This window comes from Corynebacterium limaceinasi (genome assembly GCF_046717465.1).
Lineage (GTDB): Bacteria > Actinomycetota > Actinomycetes > Mycobacteriales > Mycobacteriaceae > Corynebacterium.
In genome coordinates this window covers 454,052-469,877 of record NZ_CP177100.1, presented here as the reverse complement: position 1 = coordinate 469,877, position 15,826 = coordinate 454,052, and the positions used below count along the sequence as shown (strand labels likewise).

13 protein-coding genes and 1 pseudogene are annotated in these 15,826 nt (G+C 58.6%); 7 read left to right on the top strand and 7 right to left on the bottom strand.

Going from position 1 to position 15,826, the window contains the following annotated elements:
- Positions 1-188: 188 nt before the first annotated feature.
- The 6 genes and pseudogenes from rpsI to eccCb all read right to left on the bottom strand — a co-directional run.
- On the bottom strand, positions 189-731 hold the full coding sequence (rpsI, locus tag ACLI1Q_RS02365) for a 30S ribosomal protein S9 (RefSeq protein WP_005281349.1): 543 nt from the start codon (positions 729-731) through the stop codon (positions 189-191).
- Positions 731-1,174 carry a 50S ribosomal protein L13 gene (gene rplM / locus ACLI1Q_RS02360; protein WP_239269129.1) on the bottom strand — a complete coding sequence of 148 codons (444 nt, stop codon included), beginning with the start codon at positions 1,172-1,174 and terminating at the stop codon, positions 731-733. The genes rpsI and rplM overlap by 1 nt, the downstream gene beginning before the upstream one ends.
- Before the next feature lie 358 nt (positions 1,175-1,532).
- Positions 1,533-1,820: a WXG100 family type VII secretion target gene (locus tag ACLI1Q_RS02355; protein WP_005277116.1), complete on the bottom strand. Its 288-nt coding sequence runs from the start codon at positions 1,818-1,820 to the stop codon at positions 1,533-1,535.
- 44 nt (positions 1,821-1,864) lie between these two features.
- The gene (locus ACLI1Q_RS02350; protein WP_005277114.1) at positions 1,865-2,179 is read right to left on the bottom strand and encodes a WXG100 family type VII secretion target; all 315 of its coding nucleotides are present in this window, start codon (positions 2,177-2,179) and stop codon (positions 1,865-1,867) included.
- Positions 2,180-2,312: 133 nt separating this feature from the next.
- Entirely contained in the window at positions 2,313-3,527 is a 1,215-nt protein-coding gene (locus tag ACLI1Q_RS02345) for a type VII secretion-associated protein (protein WP_239269072.1), read from the bottom strand.
- A pseudogene (gene eccCb / locus ACLI1Q_RS02340) lies at positions 3,528-5,909 on the bottom strand (type VII secretion protein EccCb); the annotation flags it as partial. It lies immediately after the preceding gene.
- Between the two features lie 720 nt (positions 5,910-6,629).
- Between eccCb and ACLI1Q_RS02335 the strand changes: the two are divergent.
- The 7 genes from ACLI1Q_RS02335 (at position 6,630) to ACLI1Q_RS02305 (ending at position 14,885) form a co-directional block, all read left to right on the top strand.
- Positions 6,630-6,869 (top strand): helix-turn-helix domain-containing protein, encoded by a 240-nt coding sequence (locus ACLI1Q_RS02335; RefSeq protein ID WP_396127270.1) that lies wholly within the window; start codon positions 6,630-6,632, stop codon positions 6,867-6,869.
- On the top strand, positions 6,866-11,011 hold the full coding sequence (locus tag ACLI1Q_RS02330) for a DNA polymerase (RefSeq protein WP_302518484.1): 4,146 nt from the start codon (positions 6,866-6,868) through the stop codon (positions 11,009-11,011). Before ACLI1Q_RS02335 ends, ACLI1Q_RS02330 begins: the two co-directional genes overlap by 4 nt.
- Positions 11,012-11,179: 168 nt before the next feature.
- On the top strand, positions 11,180-11,605 hold the full coding sequence (locus tag ACLI1Q_RS02325; protein WP_046203532.1) for a hypothetical protein: 426 nt from the start codon (positions 11,180-11,182) through the stop codon (positions 11,603-11,605).
- Positions 11,602-12,120 carry a hypothetical protein gene (locus ACLI1Q_RS02320; protein ID WP_239205759.1) on the top strand — a complete coding sequence of 173 codons (519 nt, stop codon included), beginning with the start codon at positions 11,602-11,604 and terminating at the stop codon, positions 12,118-12,120. Before ACLI1Q_RS02325 ends, ACLI1Q_RS02320 begins: the two co-directional genes overlap by 4 nt.
- A 405-nt stretch (positions 12,121-12,525) precedes the next feature.
- The gene (gene mobC, locus ACLI1Q_RS02315) at positions 12,526-12,738 is read left to right on the top strand and encodes a plasmid mobilization relaxosome protein MobC (RefSeq protein WP_284798100.1); all 213 of its coding nucleotides are present in this window, start codon (positions 12,526-12,528) and stop codon (positions 12,736-12,738) included.
- A complete protein-coding gene (locus tag ACLI1Q_RS02310; protein WP_302518493.1) occupies positions 12,719-14,371 on the top strand; it encodes a relaxase/mobilization nuclease domain-containing protein in 1,653 nt (550 codons plus the stop codon). Before mobC ends, ACLI1Q_RS02310 begins: the two co-directional genes overlap by 20 nt.
- Complete coding sequence (locus ACLI1Q_RS02305) at positions 14,349-14,885, top strand: hypothetical protein (RefSeq protein WP_236881326.1); 537 nt, start codon at positions 14,349-14,351, stop codon at positions 14,883-14,885. Before ACLI1Q_RS02310 ends, ACLI1Q_RS02305 begins: the two co-directional genes overlap by 23 nt.
- Before the next feature lie 145 nt (positions 14,886-15,030).
- Here ACLI1Q_RS02305 and ACLI1Q_RS02300 read toward each other — a convergent pair whose 3' ends face one another.
- A complete protein-coding gene (locus ACLI1Q_RS02300; protein WP_302518496.1) occupies positions 15,031-15,816 on the bottom strand; it encodes an ArsR/SmtB family transcription factor in 786 nt (261 codons plus the stop codon).
- Positions 15,817-15,826: the final 10 nt, after the last annotated feature.

Sequence of the window (15,826 nt, the reverse complement as noted above, 5' to 3'; positions counted from 1 at the left end):
CTTCATCGCGCCCTCGACTGAGCGCTTATGCCTCACGCACGGCTAAGCCTCAAGAGGCTGGCCAAGCGGGGTTTGGCCGGCCCAATCGGAGGGGCATCGGCAAGAGCGATAAAACGACAAAGCCGCCGCCTCCCAGAATGGGGAAGCAGCGGCAGTGTACGGCGCTTGCGCGCGCAGTAGAAGCGAGATTAACGCTTGGAGTACTGCGGTGCGCGACGTGCCTTGTGCAGACCAGCCTTCTTACGCTCAACTGCACGAGCGTCACGGGTGAGCAAACCAGCCTTCTTCAAGGTGGAGCGATCAGCCGGGTTGTAGATGTTGAGCGCACGAGCGATAGCCAGGCGCAGGGCGCCGGACTGACCGGTCGGGCCACCACCGTTAACGGTGACCTTCAGGTCAAACTGGTTCTCGCGGTCCAGCAGGGTCAGCGGGGTGAGGATGTCCTGCTGGTGCAGCTTGTTCGGGAAGTACTCAGCGAACTCGCGGCCGTTGACCACGATCTGGCCGGAGCCAGCAACGAGGCGAACGCGAGCGACGGCGCGCTTACGGCGACCGACGGTCTGAATTGGGCCCTCGTGAACCGGAGCAGCGGCCTCAACCTCTGCCTCGGTCTCAGGGTTGGCGCTAGCCAACGAATCACCGATGGTGTTGGTGAACTCTTCGGTAGCGGCGCTTGCTGCAGCGATGTCAGCAGCCTCGGCTACATTGTTGTCGATGTTCTGCTCAGCCATTACTGTGCCACCTGCTTAAACTCGAAGGTTTCCGGCTTCTGACCGGCGTACGGGTGCTCATCGCCTACGAAGACGTGCAGCTTCTTGATGGAAGCGCGGGAGAGCTTGTTGTGCGGCATCATGCCGGCAACAGATTCTTCGATAACGCGGACCGGGTTGGCGTCCAAAGACTGACCCAGGGTCATGGACTTCAGACCGCCCGGGTAACCGGAGTGGCGGTAGCGCAATTCGCGGTCGCGCTTGTTGGAAGAAACGTGAATCTTGTCAGCGTTGATGATGATGACGTGGTCACCGGTGTCAACGTTGGGTGCGAACTGTGGCTTGTGCTTGCCGCGCAGCAGGTCTGCCACGGTGGAAGCAAGCTTGCCCAGCACCACGTCAGTAGCATCGATGACGTACCACTTGCGGGTGATGTCACCGCTCTTTGGGTGGAAAGTAGACAAAATGACTCCTTGAAAGTCTGTCTCGGAACTGCCGGCCAGCGCTAAGCATCCATTCGCTTCCCAACAGCGGCCGGTGGAGACCTGCGGGAAGCGCTTCGCCAGCTGCTTGCCGACGAGCGAACACATAGGGCTACAACTTTAGCCGCTACCGGAGTAAAAGACCAAAACGCCGAAACCGGCACCTTCCAGGAAGAAAAGGTACCGGTAAAAGAGGTTCTATGTGGCAGTTTGTGTAAGTGGCGTGGTAGGGGACGGCGGCTGCGTTCGCCTCCTGCCAGATGGATACGGGCACGGGCACCGCCCGACTCCCCTACTGCGCTTTAAAGAAGCAGGCTAGATAGATGCTGCCAAGGGTGCGTTAGCCCCAGCTAGCGGCGGCGCGGCGGTTGACATCGCTCATGGCGTCATTGCCCTGGGACACGGTCTTGGAGATGGTTGCCAGCACGGTATTGAGTTCCTGCGCTGCCTTATCCCACTTGGCCTGGGCCTGGTTATAGGCCACTGCGGATTCACCTTCCCAGGTGCTCACCATGGGCTGCAGGCGGGATTTGAGGTCGGCCAAGGTGCTGTTGATGCGGCCGGAGGTGGCGTTGATATCGGCTGCGGCAGAAGAGATGGCGCCGAATTGGTACTTGATCTCGGACATGTCGAAAATGCTTCCTTTCGAATTTGCTGGTGGAGGTGACTGGGTTACAGGGCGAGGCCGCCGCCAACATTGGAGAAGGCCTGGGTGTTTTCGGCTTCGACGTTGTCGAAGTTGTGGGCATTGCTGCGAATGTTTTCAGAAATCGAGGTCAATGCCTCGCGCAGTTGCTGCGCGGAGGTGTTGTAGCGCTGCATCAAGTTATCGAATGAAACCTGCGCCTGGCCGGCCCAGCTGCCGCGGACAGAATCAACGACACCCTGCAGACGGGTGAGCTCGCCTTGGACCTCGTCATTGGTGTTATCGACGCGGCCGGCGGTGGAGACCATGACATCGGCTTGTGTCTTAAAAGTCTGAGACATAACAGTGCGCCCCTCCTTAGGGCGGGAAGAGATGTTGAGTGTGATTTCCCCCGAAAAAGCTTCTGTGCTTTCTCACCGTTATTGGACTGTGCTCAGACCCATTTGGTTCCCGGGATGTTAAAAACTTTTCTGTTTATTTCTTGCTCAGGGATTCGGTGGCCATCCGGCACGCGGCTTTTTGCACGGCATTAGCGTTATGCCGGGTATGGCACCCCACCGACATGTGGTGGCCGGTATCTTCCCATATGGTCCATTCCACTACGGAGCCATCGCCGGGGTCTTCTACATAGTGCAAACGCCCCGCGTCCTCAGATACATCGCGCAGTTCTGGATCCTTATCCACCTGGGCTTTGATTTCATCAAAGAGCGCCCTGGCTGGAACGTTGAAAAGCGAGTCCGCCGCTAAGAGAATCCTTAGATCAGGGTCTTCTCCTGTAGCGGTCACCAGGCCTTCCTCCACAGTGGCCTGAAATCCGGTGGGAAGGACGACGGACAGCCCTTCGATATCAAGGCGCTTTTCGCCTGGGTTGAGCTCGCCATCACCGCCCGCGTCGCCAGCCGCGTCCGCGTTGTCATCGCTGCCACCACCAGATTCGTCCGTCGGCACGGAATCGGCGGCGCTCGCAGCGGTGGCACTTCCAGCGGTGGTGACCGCCTCGCCGTCTTCCTCATCATTGGACGCATTCGCGCCCATGGCCCACCACGAGGCGCCGACGACGGCGAGGATCACCACGACGATCGCGACGTGGAACATGTCGATGGCACCTATCCAGCCGCGCAGCTTATCGGCCCACCGGGTGCCCGTTCCTCTCTCCTTTCCTGCTCGCTTTCCAGTTCCGGTTCCGGTTCCGGTTCCGGTGCCAGTCTCGGTTTCCATTCCCGATTCCGCGCGTTCCATGGATATATCCATCTGGGCTGTGGGCGCGGATTCTGAAGCGTCTGCAAGAGCCGCCGAAGCCGATGCAGGCACTGTTTCCTGCGCCCCTGCCTCGCCCGCAACCGATTCAGCCTCTCGTACTGGAGTTGATTCCGGTGCGGGCGTTGCGTCCTGCTGCCGCACGCGGGCGCCAGCTACATCGAGTTGTCGGGTCAGGATGGTGACGGCCTCGCGGGAGACGGCGGTGCCAGAGGGATCCGCGATGACGGATACGTCCACGTCCGGCCAGGCGGATCCAGCGATCTTCGCAATCTGGTCCATGACGTGGCCTAAGGCCTTGCCTTCTACGATGCCTGTTCCGGCGAGATCGTAGCGGTACACGGTTTCTGGGCCTTCAAAGATGGTGGCCGCATCCATGACGGTCACCGTAATCGTTGCCGTTGGTGCGGAGATAGGCGTTTCTGTAGACATTTATTCTTCTCCTTCCCCGTAAACCACCTGGGCGATTCCCAAGTTTTCGCCGCGGATGCTCCATTGCCCGCGCCCAGGCGGCTGGTGGCTGGGCTTGAGCCCGAAGATGGTGCCTTCATCGCGGTCGGCATCGAAAAGCAGGAATGCGGGTTGCAGGTCGCGCACCGCGGAAAAGAACTGACCGAACAGCGCCCGGCCGATGCCGCCGGATTTTCGGGCGATGACCATGTGCAAGCCGATGTCCCGCGCGTGCGGCAAGAGATCGATCAAGGGCGCGAGGGCGATATCGCTGACCAAGTCCGCATCATCTACCACCACGTAAATATCCGGGCCCGCCCACCAATCGCGGGCGGCGAGCTGCTCTGGGGTGATATCCGGTCCCGGCAAGCGTTGTTCCAGCGTGCGAACGGTATTGACGATTTCCTCCTGCGCACTGGATTGCGTTGCGGCATAGGCCGCCACCATGTCCTGATCCAGCGTGCCCAGATGGGCGCGGCGCTGATCGATGACCACCAGTCGCGCCGCCTCGCGCGGAAGGCGGCTAATCCCGCGCATGACCTGCGCCAAGAAGTTGGACTTGCCGCAGCCTTGGGCGCCGATGGCAACCAGGTGTGGTTCGCGCTCCGGATTCCAGGCCAAGGTGGAAAGGTCGCGCCCGCCGATGCCCCACGGGATGCCGCCAGTGGGGGCTTCGCCATGGGCAGCCAGCGCCTCTGGGGTCAGGACCGCGGGCAACATCTTCAGCTGCGGGGCGGGAACGGCGTTAGCATGCACGCGGCAGATATGGGCAATATCTTGATTCGAGGTGTGCGCGAGCAGCATATTTTCGCCGGCCTGTGTCAGCCCCCTGCCCGGAGCGCTGGGCAGTTTTTGCTGCAGCTTGCGGTCAATAAGCGAATCGAGCGCCTCACCTAAGCGCAGCTCGAGGCGGTTTGCGATGAGATCCCTAATCGCCGGGCGCATCGTGGTCCACCGGGAGGTGGCGATGACGACGTGTACGTTGGCGGAGGCGCCGTCCGCAACGATATCCGTGATGGATTCGGCTATATCCTCAAACTCCGCATTGGATGGGCCGATGTGGTGCCAGCCATCGATAATCAAGAAGGTCTCGCGCGATTCCGGCCGGCGAATAAACCCGGCAACCTCATCGACGATGCGGCGGATCTTTTCGCCTTCTTCGCGCCCGGCTACCCCGGCAACGTGCGGTAGCCGGTCGAGGGCGGCTAGCTGCCCACCGCCCAAGTCGATGACATAAAAACGGATATCTTCCGGCCGCCGGTTGAGTGCTAGGGAGGAGACTATCGTGCGCAGCGCGCCCGACTTGCCGGATTGCGGTCCCCCGCACAGGGCAAGGTGGCCGCCGTGCTTGTGAAAGTCGATGACCAATTGGTCTTGGCGCTGGTAGTAAGGCCTATCGATGACCCCAATCGGCGCGGATAGTTGCCCTGCGGTGGAACCCGCATTCTCCATATCGAGGGACGAAAGCTCGATGACCGGCGGCAGCGGTGGCAGCCAGATGCGGTGGGCCTCCTGGCCCCGCGCGGCGGCCTCCTCACCGGCGGCGCGAACCACCTCGGTAAGAACCGATGTGGATTCATCCATGACCACCGAGGGCGAATTCTGTGCAGCGGCATCGTCCTGCGCCCAGCCTGTAAAAAGCTCCACCCGGCGCGGCGGCCCTGCAGGGTTGCCATCTTGGTCCGTGGCCGCGTGCGTCCCCGTGCCAGGTGCAGCCCGGCGCGCGAGCGGCCCTGATACGTAGGAGGCCTGAAACCGAGTGAGAGCCTCGGCATCGGATTTGAGGTAGCCGGCGCCGGGTTGGCCGGGAAGGTGGTAGGCATCGGTGACGCCAAGGACCTGGCGGGATTCGGCGGAGGAAAAGGTTTTCAGGCCGATTCTGTAGGACAAGTGGGAGTCCAGCCCCCGCAAGCGCCCTTCCTCAAGCCTTTGGGAGGCCAAAAGCAGGTGCACGTGGAGGCTGCGCCCCAAGCGCCCCACGGCAACGAAGAGCTCGGCGAAATCCGGGTGCTGGCCCAAGAGCTCGGAAAATTCGTCCACGACGATGACCAGCGCCGGCAAGGGGCCGTAGTCCCGCACGGCATCCGCAGAGGCGTTGTACTCGCCCACATTGGCAAAGTTTCCCGCGGTGCGCAGGAGCTCTTGGCGGCGATTCATCTCCCCGGAAATGGCGTCATACATGCGCTCTACCAGGGTGGATTCTTCTTCAAGATTAGTAATGACCGCGGAGGTATGCGGCAGGCGGTCACAGCCTAGGAAGGTCGCACCACCCTTGAAGTCCACCAACACCAGGTTGAGTTCATCCGGGCTATGCGTGGCAGCAAGCGCGGTGACAAGAGTACGCAGGAGCTCAGATTTAAATGAATGTGGGTTGTGGGTACTATATAGCATTTCCATACACAGCAGCACGGCAGCACAGCAGCACGGTACAGCAGCAGGTGGGGGTTAGGGGGCTTACTTTTAACCCTGCGCTAGAAAATAGGAAAATTTAAAAGGTTTTGTGTACCTAATCTTCCATTTTTTCATGTTTTGCATAGAGGGCCGAAATCCAAGCCCCATAAGCCCCATAACCCCCACCAAAAAGCACGCAGTAAGACTGATAGCACCGGAGCAATCTCGGACGGTACCTAGGCCGCGCCAACCCCTACATGTCCCGTACCTAACGGCGGCGACCTGTGCCGAAAAAGTGCTCTTTTTTCTTGACGGCTGGCGGGTTGCTCCCTATACTTGTCATCAGTGTCGATTTTCCGTTATGCGAGGGAGTCGGCAGGGATAACCCCGAGAACAATGCTTAAAATGGGTAGCCCCGACGGCACGAGCATGCCGTTTCTCCGACGATAAAAGATACATCCGCGTAAGTCCTGGAACGGCAAGCCAGGCTGGGGACAGAGGTTGGGTAGGGAGTTAGCGCTCCCGTAAAGCGAAGCTGCGCACGGTGCTCTCAGACCGCCCAGATATAAGCCGGGAACGCACCCCTCTCCGGATAGCGATTAATGCTGTCTGGAGTACGCTTTGTCTTCCTCTGTTACCGCTCCTGCGGTCAACCCCCGTCTTTCGTTTTATACCCTCGCTGACCTCACCGACATGGGTCTCGGCAGCGCTGACGTTCTGCGCGACAGGATTAAGCGTGGCGAGCTGGGAGCACATCTTATCGGCGGCACGTACCGAGTAAGCCGCGCCGATCTCGATGCTTACTTAGCGGCATGTCACCGCCCGGCGACTGTCGAGGATTTCGTCGATGCCATTGTAGCTGTTGCGCCTGCTTTAAGTGAGGAGCAACGTTGCCGCCTTACAACTGTTCTGTCTGGGGGTGCAGCGGCGTGACACATAAGAAAAGCGCCCCGGAGAGCGCCTCTCATAATCTGAACAACTCTGATTCTACTGCCTCGACTGTCATAAGTCCAGACATTGACCTTAATTCAGACCATCTAGCTGAGCTTCATGCCTCTGCTATTAGCGATGAAACAATCGCTGCAACTGGTGTCTATACTGCCTCCACCCGTGACGAGCTGCCTGAGCCGTTGCGCTGGATTGCAGATAGAAACGACACCCTTCCGGCTTTGGTCTATCCAATGGTTGAGGCCGGGCGCGGTGTGACGTGGCAAGTAAAGCCACAACCTGGTTCTTTGGTGGACGAGGAGGGGCGACCCCGTAAATACATCTGCCCGAAGAAAGAAGGGTCGAATATCTCGCCGTCGTTTATCGAGCGGCGACCGATTACGAGTGCCACACGTCGCGTGCTGGTGGTCGAGGGTACGAAGCAGGCTCTTGCTGCGATGACCTGGACTGATGACACGACTGCTGTGTACTGCATCCCTGGTATTCAGACATGGATGGGTGGCGAGGACGGGCCTAACCCTGCTTTTGCCCGTCTTAAAGGGCAGTCTGTCTACATCATCCCTGATGCTGATGCTGGCTCTAACCGTGCTGTCTACGACGGTGCGCAAGGCCTTGGTGAACACTGTAAGGCGTGGGGTGCATCCCCTGTCCGTTTCGTGCGTATGCCAGGCCACGGGTCGCAAGGGTTAGATGATGTCCTTGCCACTGTGGACGATGGCGAGCGCTCGGAGATGCTTGAACTGTGGATTCGCCAGGCGCAGGCTAAGCCTGCCAGCAAGATGCCGAAGCGTGCTAGCAAGAAGCAGCGCAGCAACACTGACGAGACTCGCAACGACTCGCGTCCGAAGCTTCATACCGACTTGCCGCCTGAAACGCTATGGGATCGAGCTTGGGAGGCAATTGAGAGTAAACATGCAGGTGTGACACTGTTTCGCCAGGATTCTCGTCCTGTAATGATTTCTCGGCGTGATGGCCAGGCTGTCCTGGTGCCGGTAGACCGTGCAACGGGGCGGCGTCTGGCTGCTGCTGCTTTCGATTTGGTGCGTGAAACTGACGATTCCACCACTGTCGTGGCACCGATGGACAAAGATATCGACGTGATTTTCACTCCTTTCTATACCGATAGTCTGCCGCCGCTGCACAGCGTGACGCGGTCGCCGCTGGTTACAGAGACTGGCGAAATTATCACGCGCTCGGGTTACCACAAGGGCACGGGTGTCTATGTAGACCTCGACGATTCCCTTACCGGTATCTCTGTGCCAGATAAACCAAGTGATCAGGACGTGGAGAATGCAAAGGTGCTGCTTGAGGATGTTCTCTACGATTTTCCGTGGGTAACTCCTGCTGATCGCACCCGTGCTCTCGGTGCTCTGCTAACTCCCTTGGCGCGCCCGATGCTTACTACAGCACCCATGCACGTGATTTCTGCCGTGCGCCGATCCTCTGGAAAAGGTCTGCTCACAGATGTTTTCCATCTGATCGCAACAGGCGAGACTGCTGCGGTGCAGGACTTGCCTGGTACTGAGACAGAGATGCGGAAGGTAATTGCGTCGAAGCTTTTTGCTGGTGCTGCAACACTTTTCCTCGACGAATGTAGCGTCGGTGTGGATAGTAAAGCTCTATCTGCCCTGCTGACAGCCGAGTCTTATACCGACCGCATCCTTGGTGAGTCGCGCATGATTTCGGTACAAAACAACCTGTGCGTGTACGCAGCCGGAAATAATATCGCTGTTGACGGCGACCTGGCCCGCCGTGTCGTTCCTATTCTTCTCGACCCGAAGTGCTCCAGGCCTGAATCTCGCAGCGGTTTCCGGCATCCTCACCTGCGCCGATATGTGCGTGCTCACCGGCGTGAACTGCTGGCAGCGGCACTGACACTAATCCGTGCATGGGCTGTGGCTGGCAGGCCATCGCCTAATGTGGCCGGCCCGTTCGGCTCTTTCGAGGGCTGGTATCACGTGGTCGGTGGCACCTTGGAGCACGTCGGGTATGCCGATCTCACGACAGACTTGGAGGAGATCCGAGCACGGTATAACGCTTCTGAGCAGGAAAACGCTGAGCACCTAGCGTGGCTCTATGAAGCAATGGAGGGCGACGATTTTCGCGCCTTCGACGCAGAATGCAAGATCGCTGACTCCCGCGACTATGTCCCTCTGCCTGAGGGTCTGGTTTCTTTGGACGAGGTCTCAGCACGCCGCCTCGGGCGTGTCTACTCCCGTCTGCAAGGCGCGTGGATTGGTGGATACTGTCTTGAAAGCGCTGGTGTAAAGCACCACACGAAGCTTTTTCATGTGGTGTGCGAGGATGACTGGGGTGGTGGCCCCGGCCCTGGTGCTGGTCCCGATAACAGTGTGCCGCCAGAGCCTTCTACGCCTGCAACACCTGAGCCTTCGGATACAGATAGTGTTGACACGCTGGTATTCGACTTGGAGACCGGCAGTGCCGATGACCTGCACGTGACGGATGACCCTGGCTTTGTCCGGCTGGCTACTTACTCCATCAATGGTGCAGAACCTGTAGCTACAACCGATATTGCAGGTGAGCTGCTACCTCTAATCGAGCGTGCAGGCGTGGTCGTAGGCCACAACATCGTCCAATACGACCTGGCTGCGCTACGCCGTCTTTATGGTCTCGATGTTGAGGCTCTGGTGAAGTCTAACCGTGTGCATGACACTCTCGTCATGGCGCGGCTGGCTGCAGGTGGTGCTAAGAACTTAAAGTACGACCTCAATGCTGTCGCGTCACGTTACAGCGTTGGTGGAAAGTTGCTCAAAGATGGGAAAACAGTACTTGACGCGCAGGCGGAGCAGTTTGGTGGCTTCGACAAGATACCCACCGATCACCCTGACTATGTCAAGTACGCGCTCCAGGACGTGCGGGCGAACACTGCCGTATACAGCAAGCTTCTGCCTGAGACCATCGACGCAGTGGGCGAGGAATATCTCCAGCGTGAGCACGAAAAGACGTACGCTCTATCCGTCGTGGAAGCGAAAGGTATCCGTGTAGACACCGGTAAGGTCGAGGCTTTTTTCGCGGAGGAAGAACAGACGAAAAGCAATATCCGACAGTGGCTAGTAGACACTGTCGGTATGCCCGACGAAGGTACGTCGCCATGGGCTTCGGTAGATGGCAAGCAGGCTATTGCAGACTACTTTGGCCGATTCGGTGCCGAAGTGCCGCGTACAAAGAAAGGTGGAATCTCGATTAGCGGTAAGGCGATGCAGGAGCTTGCTAAGCAACATGCAGGCACCCCCGAGGTAGTCGAGCTGGCGACCAGGATGCAAACACTGCTGCAAGCCTCGACGCCTGCTGCGACGATTAAAAAGTATCTGCACGGTGACCGTGTGTACCCGTCTATTAAGTCCAGTCAGAACACTGGACGCTTGAGCACCAAAGATCCAGGTATGACGGTTTTCGGTTCTCGTGATAAAAGGCTTATCCGTCAACGCGAGATGATCCTCTCGGATAGTGCTGACGAGGTTCTTATCAGCGTGGATTTGAGCCAGATTGATGCTAGGTGCATGGCTGCTGGCAGCGGTGACGAGCGCTACTCAGAGCTATTCGCGCTTGGTCGTGACGCACATACAGAGATGGCTGTCCGTGTATTTGGCGATAAGTCCCGCAGGTCTGAGGCTAAAGCTCTCGGCCATGCGGCAAACTACGGCATGGGGCCAAAGTCGTTTGCCGACCATGCTGGCATCTCTGTTGTTGAGGCTCGGTCTCAGCTTGACCGCCTGCATCGTGAGTTCCCGGAGCTGGAGTCCTTCAAAGAGTCTCTGCGTAAAAGCGCCGAGACTCGTGGCTGGGTTTCCACCGGCTTCGGTCGCCGTGTAGCTGTCGCACGAGATAGGGCTTATACCCAAGCACCGGCTGCATACGGTCAAGGCACGGCCCGAGACGTATTCCTGGAGGGCGTTCTCAATCTCCCGAGGGAAGTCCTGGAGATGGTACGCATTTTCGTCCATGACGAGATTATTCTCTCGGTGCCACGCGAGCGTGCTGAGGGGATTAAGGAGTGTGTGGTAGCCGCCTTTAAGGCTGTCGAGCTGCCTTCCTCTGGTGGGGTCTCTGTCCCTGTGCTCTCGGATTCAGCTGGCCCTGGCGACAACTGGTCTGAGTGTAAGTAGGCGGTTTGCATGCAGCTCTCTCGCAGCCCTCCCCTAGGCACTTTTATCGTCACAGAGACGTTAACAACGCAGGAAACACAGTACCCCTGGGAAGCCTTGAACCATCGGGCGCTTAACCCAAGTGCCCGATGGCACCGAAATACCGCAACCTAAAGAAAGGAGTTGGCCATGGAGCCACAATCACCGCAGCCACCCCGGACACCTCGCGGCGGGTCGAAGGAACGCTACGAAGCCGAGGAATCTGCAAAAGGCCTTATCGCAGGTTTAGTCGGCCTAGACTGCGCCGACATCATTCGTCGTTCTAATCGCGTCCAGGAGATTCTCGAGGATCTTGCCCAACACGCTCCCGCAGAGGGCGTGTCCCTGGAGCAGCTTAGGGAGGAGAGGAAAAAGGTCGATGCCGAAATAGACCAGCTGTCACGAGAGCTTGACGAACGCGACAGGAAAATGCAGGGCAAGCCCAACGGCAATCCCCCGGGCCAGCCCGAGCGCAAGCCCCGTAACGTCACGGTTAAAGACCCGCGATTTGCCCCTCTTTTCCAGAATGAACCAGAAGAAAACGACACAGATAAAGGATGGGAACCAGAACTATGATTACGAAGTCTCAGACCGCTTCTGCGATAAAAAAGTTTGAAGCTCGCCTGGAGAAGCAGAAGCGAGAGGAAGCCGAATTGGCTGCGGAGTTCGAGGAAATTGAGCGTAGGTTAGGCAAAGTTCTCGCCGCCTGCGTTTATGAACCGTCGAGCAAATGGGCCGCATTTCTCGACCGTTCTGTCTGGGAACTGCTCGTGGAATGCGGCGCACAGGTGGCCCCCTCCCGCGAAGCGTCCGAGGAGGACGAGGGCGCTCATCGCGGGGAGGACGAAGGAGCTGATAAAGGCTCCGAAGTCGATTCCGAAGGCTCTACCGAGCCGGAGGAGTCGGAGGACGAAGAAGCCGATGAAGGCTCCGATGACTCTACAGAGTCGGAGGAGTCGGAGGGTTCTGAGGACTCCCACGGCGGGGAATACGAAGAGGCTGACGAAGCCTCTGAGGCAGATTCCGAAGGCTCCCCAGAGCCGGAGGAATCCCCCGCAGGACCGGAGCAAACTGACTACTACGGTCAGTGAGCGTAGGGCCAGAGGGTCGAGGGAGAGAATCTCCCTCGCCAGCGCCACGAGGCACCGGAGGTGCCCGAGTGGCTTGCTGGCCGCCGCCTGTTAGGGAGGGCCGTCTTTGACGGTGGCGAGTACGCCTGAAGATGCGCAGCAGATTCAGGGGGCCGACACCGGAGAAGCGTGACCCTCACTAACAGACTGTGGCCCTGGCTGCGTCAGCAGTCGGGGCCACCCTGCCACAGTAAGTATGGAATGTAGGAGGTGGATATGCGAGACAAGTTCTCGACATATTCGCGGACAACCGTGCGCCTCGACAAGGATTTGGACAAATTTGTCGAGGAGGTCGCACGGTTCGCAGGTGTGCAAAAAGCAGTCGTGTTCCGGGAAGCTCTCTATGTCCTCGCAGAGGAGGAGAGCGTGCTAACGCAGAAGCGTTTGGCCCCGGAGACGCTGCGCCGGTGGGACGAGATGAACGAGCAGCTGCGTCGGATTGGCATCAATCTGAACCAGCTGGCTCGGCGCGCCAATATCGACGGGACTGAATCGGTGTCCGAGTTGGTAGAAGGCATCGCTGATAAAGTCGATTCTCTCCGCCAGGAGGTGAAAGACTTTGTCCACAATCAAGATTAGCTACAGTCAGAACCTCCGCGCGGCGACGGTGTATGCCGTCTACGGAACGGCAGACAATGCCCGCAAGGGTCGGGTGCGAGCTGATGCTTTATGCACGGTTCAACCTAATGCTGAATCGTTCTCGCCGTCGGCGACATCTGGCCGCTGGTCTGGAGTGGACTTCATGGAGGCCAGTGTGGACGAGATGGAGCGTTATGCTCCGGCTCAGCGCACTGACCAAGCAATTATTTATATCCAGTCGTGGGCGAAAGACGAGCTGGATAAGGATGACCCGGCTGATGTAGCTCGGGCTAATGCAGCCGGTTCAGAGCTGGCGATGCGGCTGACTAAAGGCACGGGAGTTCCGTTTACCGTTGCCACGCACACCGACAGTAAAAGCGGCTGCGTCCACAACCACATCGTCTTTGCCAATCACGACCCGCAGACAAAGAAGGCTGCGCCGAGGGACATGCGTAACTGGTTTAAGTTGCGCAACGTCAACGATGAGTTGATGCGCGAGTTGGGGATGCGTGTCCTGGGCAAGCCGGGAGGCCGGCAGGGAGGCAATGGAAGCAAGCCGATAAAGCCGGAAATATCGCTACTTCCTGCCGAGCGCAGGGCACGCAAAGAGGGCCAGTCCACCGACTCGACGGGCCTGGGCGTGGATGAATTAACAGCAATCACCTGGGCTGATTTCGCTCGCAAGCGCATAGACGCGCTGTGTGCTGATGAACGAGTAGCCGATGCTGAGGACCCGCTGGTCAAGGCGCTAGAGGTTGCTGGCGACTACAACCTGTCCCTGAAAGTGCAGCCTAACTCAAAGACCGAGGGCGAGTCGTTAACCGTGGCCCTGGTCGATGACGACGGAGAGGAGGCCTATTTTACGAACACCACGAAGGCCGGGCGTACCCGAAAGCGTAAAGCAGCTAAGGCCGGCTCGAAATTAGGCCGCAGCTATTCGCTAGAGGGTGTGACCGAGCGCGTTAACGAAGCTCAGGCAGCTCTCGTTGCGCGACAGGAGGTGGAACTCCAAGCTGATGCAATTGACGATGACCTGGAGGCGAAATACGGCTCCAGCCTTCTCGATGACGAGGAGGAAGAGGATAACTACTACTCCCAGGAGGGATTTAATTATGGTCTCAGTGACCGAGATGAAACAGATGGCCCAGGCAGCAGCCAAGGGCAAGGCGGAAAGCGTCTTGAAGATCGTCAGCCCGCGCCTGGACAAGGCGGAGAGGGCTATCAAGGCGACGCAGGAGAAACTGAAGAGTCTGCCGGAGAACGCGGGGGAGATTATCAACAGTCTGCCCAGCGACTTCTCAACGCGATTAGCGAAAGTGGAGACCGAATTAGGAAGCGTAAGGGGCAAGCTCGCCGAGAACAAGAACTACGTGAGCAGCAGTCACTTCCAGGTAACGATGATGGGAGTGCAACAGATGATCACCGGCCTGATAAGGAATATCGAGGCACTGCCCAGCGGCATGGACGGGGTCAAGGGAACTCTACTCGAGCTAAATCAGCAGATGTCGCAGCTCGTAAAGCTGCAACGGGAGGTAATCAGGGCAGCACAAAGCCCCATCCAGCTCGACCGGGCTTCCAGCCAAGCAGTAGCCCAGAGCCTCAACAACCAGATGACGGCCAGCCTGACTACTGACCTGGAGCCACTGGTAGCAGTAGCGGTCTCTGAGGCAATGTCGAAAGAGTCAGAAAGCCTGCACAAGGCAGCAGAAGCCTCTAAGAAGGCCCGCAGCGCCTTGCTCCAGGAGAAGGAATCCAACGAAAAGCTGCTGGAGGAGATACGCGCAGAGCGCAAGCAGTATAACGAGGACATGGCAAAATCAAACACTCACTTCATTAAGGCCTGCATGTCTGCCTCGTGGATTGCAGCCAGTGTTCTCTTCGTTACTATTGCACTCGTTGCTGTCGGCGCCTTGGGGAAAGGGCTGCTAAGTATGCTCGGCATACCTGAAGGCATGGGTGCTCTGTGGAGCCACGTCCAGGAGGCTAACGGCATCGGCCCGACACTGGGATGGTTGGTGCTAACCCTTATCACCATAGGCATCCTTATAGCGCTTATGACCTGGATGCTATCCCAGGCTGTGCCAGGTATTGCTCATTTGGTCGAGGAATACCGTCGCAGCCACCCGAGGAAAGAAACGAACCACTAACTCGAACACATGCACTGTAAAAAAGCTAAAAGACTCCCACACACAGCGTAGCGGTTAACCGCTACGCTTCTTTTATGCTCTCTCTGGTGCTGTTCCGACCGGCTTTCGATCGTCCGAAAGGTCACGTCGGTGCCAAAGAACGACTTCAGCCCTCAGGGACGGCTGTCGGGCAATTGAGGGAGATCCCCGCGTCGTTGAGCGCTGCCCGCCCGGCGGGAGTGAGACGCACGGCCCGGGTACGACCCCTGCGGGAAAGCCATTCCTTATCCAGCAGAGTCTTGCAGATTCCCGTGCCGAGAGGGCCGGCGAGGTGGAAGCGGCGTTCGGTGGAGTCCATGCACGACCTGCCAGTGTCGAGCATCTTCGGGGGCACACCCCACTGTATGAACAAGCGATGACCTTGATTAGTGACCTGACAGTGCGAGTCGATGAACTCGTGCTCTTCTAGTTGTTCAGCCAGGCGCACCCCGAGCTTACCGGCGAGGTGCTGATAACAGGTGCGGCCTTCACGTAGGTTCGCATTCGCCCGTGACGCGCTGAGGCTGTGAGGAGTGGGCAGGGGCGAGCGGGCGACCACGCCAAGGCTCTCGACCACTCGTGCGATATCTTCCCCGGCCAGGCGAATGTAGCGGTGCCGGCCCTGCCGAATGTCGTGGACGAGACCGTGGGTGACGAGCACGTCAACATGCTCGCTCGCCGTCGACCGGGCCAGGCCCGCGTACCTGCCCAGTTCACCAACCGTCCAGGCCCGCCCGTCCATGAGCGCAGCACACATGGCCGCCCGCGACGAGTCAGCCAGAGCCGACGCGACTGTCGAGATATCCGGGACCGCTTCAGGAAACACGCGCGCAACCATGCCTCCAGTATGCACCCGGAACTGTTCGGTGACGACCGAACAATCGCTGGCGTAGTCTGAACTCACCAGATTCATTGCATCAGGA

What these genes read in the sequence shown, in the direction of transcription:
- rpsI (WP_005281349.1), bottom strand. Translation starts at nt 731, where the DNA reads ATGGCTGAGCAGAACATCGACAACAATGTAGCCGAGGCTGCTGACATC.
- ACLI1Q_RS02355 (WP_005277116.1), bottom strand. Translation starts at nt 1,820, where the DNA reads ATGTCCGAGATCAAGTACCAATTCGGCGCCATCTCTTCTGCCGCAGCC.
- ACLI1Q_RS02350 (WP_005277114.1), bottom strand. Translation starts at nt 2,179, where the DNA reads ATGTCTCAGACTTTTAAGACACAAGCCGATGTCATGGTCTCCACCGCC.
- ACLI1Q_RS02345 (WP_239269072.1), bottom strand. Translation starts at nt 3,527, where the DNA reads ATGTCTACAGAAACGCCTATCTCCGCACCAACGGCAACGATTACGGTG.
- ACLI1Q_RS02335 (WP_396127270.1), top strand. Translation starts at nt 6,630, where the DNA reads ATGGGTCTCGGCAGCGCTGACGTTCTGCGCGACAGGATTAAGCGTGGC.
- ACLI1Q_RS02325 (WP_046203532.1), top strand. Translation starts at nt 11,180, where the DNA reads ATGGAGCCACAATCACCGCAGCCACCCCGGACACCTCGCGGCGGGTCG.
- ACLI1Q_RS02320 (WP_239205759.1), top strand. Translation starts at nt 11,602, where the DNA reads ATGATTACGAAGTCTCAGACCGCTTCTGCGATAAAAAAGTTTGAAGCT.
- ACLI1Q_RS02305 (WP_236881326.1), top strand. Translation starts at nt 14,349, where the DNA reads ATGACGGCCAGCCTGACTACTGACCTGGAGCCACTGGTAGCAGTAGCG.
- ACLI1Q_RS02300 (WP_302518496.1), bottom strand. Translation starts at nt 15,816, where the DNA reads ATGAATCTGGTGAGTTCAGACTACGCCAGCGATTGTTCGGTCGTCACC.